The organism is Amycolatopsis thailandensis (genome assembly GCF_042723255.1).
Classification (GTDB): Bacteria; Actinomycetota; Actinomycetes; order Mycobacteriales; family Pseudonocardiaceae; genus Amycolatopsis; species Amycolatopsis thailandensis.
Genome location: NZ_JBHXJK010000107.1, coordinates 20,496 through 29,585, shown reverse-complemented (window position 1 = coordinate 29,585; position 9,090 = coordinate 20,496). Strand labels below are relative to the sequence as shown.

9 protein-coding genes are annotated in these 9,090 nt (G+C 69.8%); 4 read left to right on the top strand and 5 right to left on the bottom strand.

Annotated features, from left to right (window positions below; all coding sequences use genetic code 11):
- The 5 genes from ACFWMR_RS31970 to eccCa all read right to left on the bottom strand — a co-directional run.
- On the bottom strand, positions 1 to 1,186 hold a 1,186-nt coding region (locus ACFWMR_RS31970; protein WP_378381060.1), incomplete at its 3' end, for a hypothetical protein.
- 10 nt (positions 1,187 to 1,196) lie between these two features.
- Positions 1,197 to 1,622, bottom strand: coding sequence for a hypothetical protein (locus tag ACFWMR_RS31965; RefSeq protein WP_378381059.1), 426 nt, complete (start codon positions 1,620 to 1,622; stop codon positions 1,197 to 1,199).
- A gap of 9 nt (positions 1,623 to 1,631) precedes the next feature.
- Positions 1,632 to 3,002 (bottom strand): hypothetical protein, encoded by a 1,371-nt coding sequence (locus ACFWMR_RS31960; protein ID WP_378381058.1) that lies wholly within the window; start codon positions 3,000 to 3,002, stop codon positions 1,632 to 1,634.
- A gap of 39 nt (positions 3,003 to 3,041) precedes the next feature.
- The gene (locus ACFWMR_RS31955) at positions 3,042 to 3,419 is read right to left on the bottom strand and encodes a hypothetical protein (protein WP_378381057.1); all 378 of its coding nucleotides are present in this window, start codon (positions 3,417 to 3,419) and stop codon (positions 3,042 to 3,044) included.
- 98 nt (positions 3,420 to 3,517) lie between these two features.
- Positions 3,518 to 7,480, bottom strand: coding sequence for a type VII secretion protein EccCa (gene eccCa, locus ACFWMR_RS31950; protein WP_378381056.1), 3,963 nt, complete (start codon positions 7,478 to 7,480; stop codon positions 3,518 to 3,520).
- A gap of 131 nt (positions 7,481 to 7,611) precedes the next feature.
- On the opposite strand from eccCa, the gene ACFWMR_RS31945 reads away from it, so the two are divergent.
- From ACFWMR_RS31945 to ACFWMR_RS31930, 4 genes are all read left to right on the top strand, one after another.
- The gene (locus tag ACFWMR_RS31945) at positions 7,612 to 7,935 is read left to right on the top strand and encodes a hypothetical protein (RefSeq protein ID WP_378381055.1); all 324 of its coding nucleotides are present in this window, start codon (positions 7,612 to 7,614) and stop codon (positions 7,933 to 7,935) included.
- Between the two features lie 16 nt (positions 7,936 to 7,951).
- Positions 7,952 to 8,254, top strand: a complete 303-nt coding sequence (locus ACFWMR_RS31940) for a hypothetical protein (protein ID WP_378381054.1) — start codon at positions 7,952 to 7,954, stop codon at positions 8,252 to 8,254.
- Between the two features lie 125 nt (positions 8,255 to 8,379).
- Positions 8,380 to 8,757: a YbaB/EbfC family nucleoid-associated protein gene (locus ACFWMR_RS31935; protein ID WP_378381053.1), complete on the top strand. Its 378-nt coding sequence runs from the start codon at positions 8,380 to 8,382 to the stop codon at positions 8,755 to 8,757.
- Complete coding sequence (locus tag ACFWMR_RS31930; protein WP_378381052.1) at positions 8,754 to 9,080, top strand: hypothetical protein; 327 nt, start codon at positions 8,754 to 8,756, stop codon at positions 9,078 to 9,080. Before ACFWMR_RS31935 ends, ACFWMR_RS31930 begins: the two co-directional genes overlap by 4 nt.
- Positions 9,081 to 9,090 lie beyond the last annotated feature (10 nt).

Below are 9,090 nucleotides of genomic sequence, written 5' to 3'. Positions count from 1 at the left end.
GCACCGAGGTGGAGTCCGATTCGCCGGTGCGCGGGCGTTTCGGCTGCCGGAGGGCGAAAGCCGGATCTCCGCTGCCGGAACGGCCACGGAGTTCGGACGGCACGCCCTCGTTGCCCACGGCCGCCTTCCTCGACGAGCCCGCGCGGCCGGTCGGGTGGTTCGCGGTCCCGGGCTGGAGGGTCCCGGGCGGGGCGGTGTGACCGCCGGCGGGCGGCATCATCGGCGGCGTGCCGCCACCGGTGGCCGACTTTCCCGCCGCGGCGGTGTTCGTTCCCGCCGCGGCGGGCGCGCCTTCGGCGATGTTCTGCGCGGCGGCGCGTTTCGCCACCGCCGATTTCGCCATCGGCAGACCGCCGGTGCCCGCCCCCGCGGCGCCGAGCAGGCCGAGACCCGAGGCGACCGGCGCGCCGGACACCGGTGGCAGGCCCGCCCCCGGAAGACCGCCGGGCAGGCCGGGTGCCACCGGAGGCAGGGTGGAGGTGAGGCCCGCGAGGGACGGGCCGCCACCGGCGGACCAATCGGGCACGTTCTGGCCCAGCGCCGACGAATCGAGTCCCGTCCCGCCGCCTGAACCGCCGGAGGTCAGCGACGAGCTGAGGTCCTGCAACTCCTGCAAGGTCGTCATCCCCGCGGTGGCCGCCTTGAGCACGTCGGTCGGGGAGTTGCCCTCCGTGGAGACCTGCTGGGCGGGCAGCACCTCGGCCGGGTTCCGCACCCCGGACGCGGCGACCACCTGCCCGATCGACAGGTCGAAGTCGGCGGCGAGCGCGTTCATCGCGGTGGCCGACATCTGCTGGAAGGGGACGGCGAGCGCGTCGCCGAACGGGAGTCCTTTCACCGCGAGGTAGCTGGCGTAGAAGCCGTCGACGGCCGCGGAGGTCGCCGGGATCGCCGCGGCGAGCGTGGTCAGTGCCGCGGCGGGTTGCGCCGCGTCGATCCGCTCGCCCCACATCTTCAGCTCGGCGAGGGTCCGCTGGGTCTGCTCCTCCATCGCCCGGCCGTTCTCGTCCGTCCACTGTGGAGACAGCTCGGCCACCCTGGTGTGCAACTCGACCTGGGCCGCGCCGATCCACTCGCGCACCTGGGTCCACATCCTGGCCGCGTCGTTGAGCACCGAGACGTTGCCGCCTTCGGCTTTGATCATCTCCACGTGCATCTCGATGGGCAACATGTTGTAGGGGATCACGGTTCGCTCCTCAGACCTGGTCGGACTGGACGGTGGACGACTGCGCGGCGTCGCCGGTGGCACCGGTGGCGGGGTCCGCCTGGTTGAGCGAACTCGCCGTCTGCTTGAGGATCGACATTCCCTGGTTCGCGACCTTGACCGTCGCGCTGGCCAGTTCCAGCGCGCTCGCCACGTCGGCCGCGGAGTAGGCGCCCGCGGCCGCGCCGACCTTTCCGGAGTAGGTCACCATCTCCTCGGTCATCTTGGTCAGCAGCGCGAGCATGCTCGCGGTCGCCGCCTTGTCCAGCAAGGACATCGCGACGCCCTCGAACAAACCGGCCAGGCTGGGCATGCCGCCCAGTCGTTGCGTCAGTGACGGCGGCATCGTGGGCGCGGTGAGATGCCGGGAAAAAGCACTCATCGAGGCCGGGTCGCCGTTGATCTCTGTTCCGGGCATGTGCCCTCCTCAGTGTCCGGAGCGGAATTTCGCCGCGCTGTCGTTGTTCACTTGCCACAGCTCCTCGTCGAGCAGCTGCACCGTGTTGTTCTCCGGATCCCACCGGCGTTGCGGAGCGGCGGGCGGTGCCTTCCGTTTTCCGTTGACCGCCCGGCCGAGCAACGGGACCCCCGGTGTTCCCGCGGGTTTGCCGCGCTGCCGTCCGGCAGGCCGTTCCGCGTCACCGGGTTTGATACCGCCGTTCTCGCCTTTGCCCGCCCCGTTGGGCGGCATCATCGGCGGTGGCATCCCGCCGCTGCCCGCGCCCGCGGCACTCCCGGTCGTGCCGCGGGCGAGCCCGGACGCCATCGGCGCGGCACCCGCGTTCAGACCGTCTCCCGGCAGAGAGCTCCCGGTACTGGCGCCCAGACCGGGCATCGCTCCGGCACCGCCGCCGCCCGCACCGGAAAGCCCGGCCGTGTCGGGCATTCCGGCCAGCGACGGAAGACCGGACGTCCCGGCAGGGGCGGCGTAATCGGCATAGTCGGCGTAGTCCAGGTAGTCGGAGTAGTCGCCGAGTTTCGACGGGTCGATACCGGAAAGGTCCGGGAGATCGGGGGTTTCGCCACCCGATCCGCCGAGTAGCTGCTCCGCGGCCGACAACGCGTCGCTCAGCGCGCTGAGGGTTTCCGTCGCTTGTTTCACCGGGTCGGTGGTGGTGGGGTTCTGCTCCTTCGGCTGCTCGGGCGTTCCGGGATCCGGTGATCCCGGGTCCTCCCCCGGAGGATCTCCGGCGTTCGGCACACCGGAGCCGTCACCGAGCCCGGAATCCGGGTCGTAACCCGGTCCCGTGCCGAGCTGGGTCGGCCCGTTCCAAGGCCGGCCCCGGGCGGCGAGCATGGCGTACCCGGTGCGCACGTACTGCTGCGCGACCATGTCCAGCAACCCGCCCACCTTCTCCTGGGCTTTCTCGGCCTCCTTCGTCCGCTCCTCAGGGTCGGTCTTGGCGTTCACCGCTCCGATCCACGCGTTCATGATCGACCGGACCACGTCCATCTCGGCCAGCAGCATGCCTATCTCCTGGGGGAGGTGGGCTTCGTCGATGCTGCCGATGGGCCGCTGCGGCGCGCCCTCCGGTGCCTTCTCCTGGCCTCCCCAGGAGCCGAGCCCCGACTCGGACACCTCGTCCGCCCAGCCGACGAAGGCCCGGCCCACCTCGTCGTCCCAGTTGGGACCCCGAAGATTGTTGGTGGCACTCCGGAGGCTGGCGTGGGTGTCGTCGATCCACTTCTCCGCCTGGTCCCACATGTCGCGGGCCGCGATCAGCGCGGGGTAGGTGTTCTGCAACTCCGCCTGGAACAGTTGCACTTGCCTGTCGAAAGTGACGGTTTTGTAGGTCATGGTTCGATTCCCGTCGAGGAGTCTTGGTGGAGTGACCGGTCACACGAGTGGGCCCGACGGGTTCCCCAGGCCCGGGATGTCCGGCGGCACCGTCGCGGGACCCGTTTCCTCTTTCGGCGGGCGGCTGGTGGTCGCCAGCACCGCCGACTGCGCCGCCTCGCCCGCCTGCCGGTAGGCGATCGCGCTCTTCCTCGCCATGGCACCGAAGATCTTCACCCCGGGACCGGCTTTCTCCAGGAAGGACTTCAGCGCGCCGGTGATGTACTGATCGGCGCCCGCCAGCGACGCGCATTCCGCCAGCCCGCCGCATTCCCTGATCGGCTCCCGATCGATCGCCGGCGCGGACCTGACTTCGTCGTGCACCACGTCCGCGAACGATTCCAGCGCCGGAATCCACACGTCGACCTTGCCGCTCACGTACTCCTCCAGTGCGTTCCTCGAATGTGGGTGTTTTCCCCAGCCAAACATCGAAAGCGGCCGCGATGGCGGCCCCGGCAGCTTCCGGCCACCGCCCGCTACGCCCGGGGTGGGAGCCAGGCGAGCTGGACCAAACCCTTGTGGCCACGGCGATCCACCAGCCAGCCGCGGCCCGGTGGGAGCACCTGGGCGCGCATGCCGCCGAGCAGCGGGCCCTCGTCCCGGTCGCCCGACATCATCAGGCCGGGCGTGCCGACCTCCCGCAGCCGGGAGAGGAACGGCTCGAACAGTCCTCGTCCCGCGCCGCCGGAGCGGCGGGCGAGCACCACGTGCAGGCCGATGTCCGCGCCCTGCGCCACGAGCGGCAGCAACGGCATCAGCGGATGCTTCTCGTGCGTGGCCACCATGTCGTAGTCGTCGACGAGCACGAAGATCTCCGGCCCGTGCCACCAGTTCCGCGCCCGGAGCTGTTCCGGCGTGACGTCCGCGCCGGGCAGCCGCTTCGCCATCGACGAGGCCACCTCGGCCAGCAGTTCACCGCTGTGCGCGTCGTTGGTGCCGTAACCGAGCAGGTAGTCCTCGCCGACTTCGCCGAGCAGCCCTCGCCGATGATCGACCAGGATGATCCGGGCCTCGCTCGGCGTGTACGCGCTTTCGATCCGGCGAGCCAGCGTGCGCAGGAGCGCCGTCTTGCCGGACTGGGTGTCGGCCAGCACGAAGAAGTGCGGATCGGCGCTGAAGTCCAGCCGCATCGGGGAAAGGTCCTTCTCGTGGATGCCGACCGCGAGCCCGGCTTCGGGGCCGGTCCGCTCGTCGGTCGCGGGCAGCTCCTCGAAGGGGAACGTGCCAGGAAGCAGCCGGACCGCCGGCGCCGACTCGCCGGGCCAGGCCGACCGGACGGCGTCGACCAGGGCACCGATCCCGCCGATCAGGTCCTCGGTGCGCGAGAACCCGTCGATCCGGGGGAGCGCCACCAGCAACTGGTGCTTGCTCATCGAAATGCCCCGGCCGGGGGCGCCCGCGGGCACTCCCATGGCGGCGCGCCGGTCGATCAGCGAGTCGATCGGGTCGCCGATCTTCAGTTCGATCCTGCTGGCGAACAGGTCCCGCACGTTCATGCGCAGGTCGAACGAGCGGGAACAGCTCGCCACCAGGTGCACGCCGTAGGAAAGGCCACGCGCGGCGATGTCCCCGACCACCTCTTCCAGCTGGTCGAACTCGGTGCGCAGGGTCTGCCAGCCGTCGACGACCAGGAACACGTCACCGTGGGGCTGGTCGGCGAAACGGCCCTCGGCGCGCAACTTGCGATAGGTGACGATGCTGTCGATCCCGTGCTCGGCGAACAGCCGTTCCCGCTGCGCCAGCACGGAGGCCACCTCGGCGACCGTGCGGCGCACCGCGCCGGTGTCCAGCCGCCCGGACACCCCGGAGACATGCGGAAGGCCGGCGATCGAGGCGAGCGTGCCGCCGCCGAAATCGAGGCAGTAGAACTGCACCTCGCGCGGGGTGTGGGTGAGCGCGAGGCTGCCGATCAGCGTGCGCAGCGTGGTGCTCTTGCCGGTCTGCGGCGCGCCGATCACCAGCACGTGCCCGGCCGCGCCGGACAGGTCGAGCCGCAGCGGGTCGCGACGTTGCTCGTAGGGCCGGTCCACGATGCCGAGCACCGGCCGAAGACCGCCCGGCCGCCCGGTGGTCAGCCCGCGCACGGGGTCGGTGGTGAGCGCGGGCAGCAGCGCGTCCAGCGTCGGCGACTCGTCCAGCGGCGGCAGCCACACTTGATGTGCCGGTGTGCCCTGGCCCTGCAACCGGTCCACCAGGATGTCCAGCAGGGTTTCGCCGACCGCGGTGTCCTGATCCGGTTCGGGGGCCTCGGATTCCTCGCCGGTGTCCGGTTCGGCGGCCAGATAATGGGTGGTGTACTCGCGCAACACCAGTTGTTCTTGCGGGGTGAGGGAAGCCGCGCGCCCGGTCTGGCGCTGGTACACGCCGGAGACGTAGGCCGAGCGGAACCGGTCGAGCTGTTCGGTCCCCACCTTGAGGAAACCGTGGCCGGGCGCCCTGGGCAGCCGGAACGCGTCCGGCATGCCGAGCACCGTCCGGCTCTCCATCTCCGAAAACGTGCGCAGCCCGATCCGATAGGAGAGATGACCTTCGAGGCCGCGCAGCCTGCCCTCGTCCAGCCGTTGCGAGGCGAGCAGCAGATGCACCCCGAGTGACCGGCCCAACCGGCCTATTTGGACGAACATGTCGATGAAATCCGGTTTGGCGGACAGCAGTTCGGAGAACTCGTCGCAGATCACCAGCAGAGTCGGCACCTCGGGCAGCGGGGAGCCCGCCGCCCGGGCCTTCTCGTAGTCGCGCAGCGAGTCGAAGTTCCCGGCCGCGCGCAGCAGTTCCTGCCTGCGGATCAGTTCGCCGTTGATGGCGTCGGTCATCCGGTCGACGAGATGCAGTTCCTCGGCGAGGTTGGTGATCACCGCGCTGGTGTGCGGCAGCGAGTCCAGCCTGGTGAAGGTGGCGCCGCCCTTGAAGTCGACCAGCGCGAAGTTCAGCGAGCTCGGTGGATGGGTCGCGGCCAGCGCCAGCACCAGCGTCCGCAGCAGCTCGGACTTGCCCGCACCGGTCGCACCGATCAGCAGGCCGTGCGGGCCCATGCCGTCCTGTGCGGACTCCTTGAGGTCGAGCTCGATCGGCGCACCGTCCGGATGGATCCCGATCTTGACCCGCAGCCGGTCCCGGTTCGGCCGGGGCGTCCAGGTGTCGGCCGGATCGAATTCGTACGGGTCGCCGAGTTCGAGCAGTTCGGCGAGCCCGAGTTCGCTGGTCATCGGCGCGTCGCCGCGCACACCCGCGGTGAGCCGCAGCGGAGCGAGCTGCCGGGCGAGCCCTTCGGCGGCCACCGCGCCGAGCGTGTCCGCCCGGCCGAGCGGGACTTCGCCGTCGATCGTCTCGCTGACCAGATCGCCGTCTTCGGCCACGTCCAGCACCACGGTGGTGCGGTCCAAGGCCCTCGGCGGCATCGTGGTCAGGTCGACCACCGTGACCCCCTCGACGCCGCCGCCGGTCATCAGGTGATCCGACCCGGCCATCGAACCGCCGTCGAGCACGACCACGAGCTGCGGACCGGAGACCCGGGTCTCCACCTCGGGATCGAACCGCGGCCGCCTGGCCAGCTCCTCTTCCAGCATCGCCTCCAGCGCCGGAATCGTCGGCGCGACAAGGCGAAGCGGGCCGAGGGCGTCGGTGCGTTCCGGGTGCAGCGCGTGTGGCAGCCACTTGATCCACTCCCAGTCCGCGCGCTCCCGCTCACCGACGCACACCGCGATCCGCAGGTCGTCGGGAGAGTGGAAAGTGGACAGCTGGGCCAGCATCGCGCGCAGCAGGCCCAGATGCCGCGCCCGGTCGCCGCGCAGGTAGATCCGGCTGAAGCCGTTGACCGCGATCCCCAGCGGCAGTCCGTCGATCGTCGTGTACGTGGTGATGAACCGGCGTAAAGCCGAGGCGGACAACGGTTCCAGCTCTTCGAGCGGTTTGGTGTCCGGCGAGACCAGGGTGGTCGCCGGGGCCTGCGCGCCGGTGCCGATCCGGGCGATGCCGAAGTCCGGGTCGTCCTTGCGCCGCTCCCACAGCCGGTAGCTGGCGGCCAGCGACCACAGCGACACCGGATCCGGGTGCAGGTACTCCATCGCGTCCCGCTGCCCGCGCACCGAGCGCCGCAGCCGCAGCCGGTGCTGGGCCAGCTGACGAAGGTATTTGCGCCGGGCGTGCCCCATTTCCCGTTTGCTGGGGCCGCCGCTCTGCAGGAAGCCCGTCACCACCATGCCGAGCATGCCGACGCCCATCAGGCCGTACACGACGAACCGGATCGATCCGTTCATGCTGCCGGAGAGCATCAGCATCATCCCGCCCATCATGGCCACCATCGGCACCACGGTGAGCACCTGGAGCCATTGCCGTCCGGGCGGCGGCGGGATCTCCGGGGGTGCTTGCAGGATCAGCTCGCCGGCCGGCAACTCCGGTGCGGGCCTCCTGGCCGGCCTTTTCACCACGATGGTCGTCACAGCGCCATCGTCGGCCGGTCGTGGCGAGGGCGGGGCGTGATGGCAGGAACGTGCCGGACCCGCTGATCGCGCCGGTTCCCTGGCTAGCTTGAGGCGTAAGGATCCATTTCGCCGGAGAAGAGAGGGAAAGTATGAGCGACGGTCGCGTCGATATCCGAATACCGGACGTACAGCACCTGGTCCACAAGACCGACGACAGCATCCAGCAACAGCTCGCCGCGCATCGCGCGCACGCCGCACGCGATCGCGACGCCCTCGACGAGGGACTGGGCGGCGGGGTGAAGCAGGCCGGTATCGCCGGGAACGAGAATCGCGTCAACCTCTTCGGAAACCAGGTTCATCCGTTCGCCCAGCAACTCGTCGACTCGGGGAACTCGGTCGTCAAGGTTTCGGCCGGGGCCGCGGCCGACGCCGCGCAGGCGATCATCGCCAAGGCCATCAACCCGTCCGCCTAACAAGGAGGTTTCCCTTATGTCGATGGATGATCACTACAAGACCGTGTACAGCGTCATCGACTCGGCCAGGACCGACATGGACAGGATGGCCACCGGTCTCCGCCAGGCGACCGAGGACGACCTGAGCAACATGCGCAACGTCATGGGTACCTCGTGGGGCGGGCGCAACAGCGAGGAAATGGGCCTCAAGTACGCGGAGGTCTGCAAGAACACCGGTTCCTACGCGGACGACGCGCACGCCACCGCGGGGTCGTACGGCAACGTCCTGAACATCGCGCAGACGTGCGAGACACAGGTCAGCAACATCATCGGTATCTGACGTCCCGGAAAGGAAACCCCGGCGGGCCGAGGCCCGCCGGGGTTTCCTTTTGGCCGGAACAGGCCAGCCGGGTCCGGCGCCCTCGCGCCTGCGTGAGACTTGCCCTACGTGCCAAGGGAGGAACCGTGGAGCCACCGCTGAAACCGGATATGTACGCGGATTACGAGCAGCTGGCCGAGGACGTGCGGGTCATGCAGCGGCGCATGGCCGGGATCCGGGCCACCGCCGAATCCGACGACGGGTTGATCAGCGCGACCGTCGGTGGCGCCGGTGAGCTTCTCGAACTGTCGCTCGATCCGCGCATCTACCGCACGGCCGACTCGGCCGCGCTGGCCAAGGACATCACCGACACCATCCACGAGGCGGCCGGGTTGTCGACCGAACAGGGGCTGGCCATCGCGGCGGGTTTCCTGCCACCCGGTATGGACGCCGACACCGCGGATCTCCGGTTCGATCCGGTGCTGCGACGGCTGGACCGGCCGGAGCGGGGTGACGGCCGATGAGCGGGCCCGACCGGGACAACGACGGCAAGGTCGACATCTTCTTCCTGCCGACCCGGCTGGAACTGTCGAACCTGAAGGCCGCGGGCAACGACTTCGAGACCGAGTGGGCGAAGTGCCGCAAGGCCATCGAGGACATCACGCCGCTGCTGGGTTTCGGGAAGCTGGGCGAGGCGTTCCAGGACTGCGCGGACAACACCCCCGACCTGATCAAGAGCGGGAACGGGGTCATGCGCAACTTCGTCAACCTGGCCGACAACGCGGAGAAGGGCGTCAAGATCTACGAGAGCGCGCAGACCGAGGCGACCGACCAGCTCGGTTCCTGAGCGGGTTCAC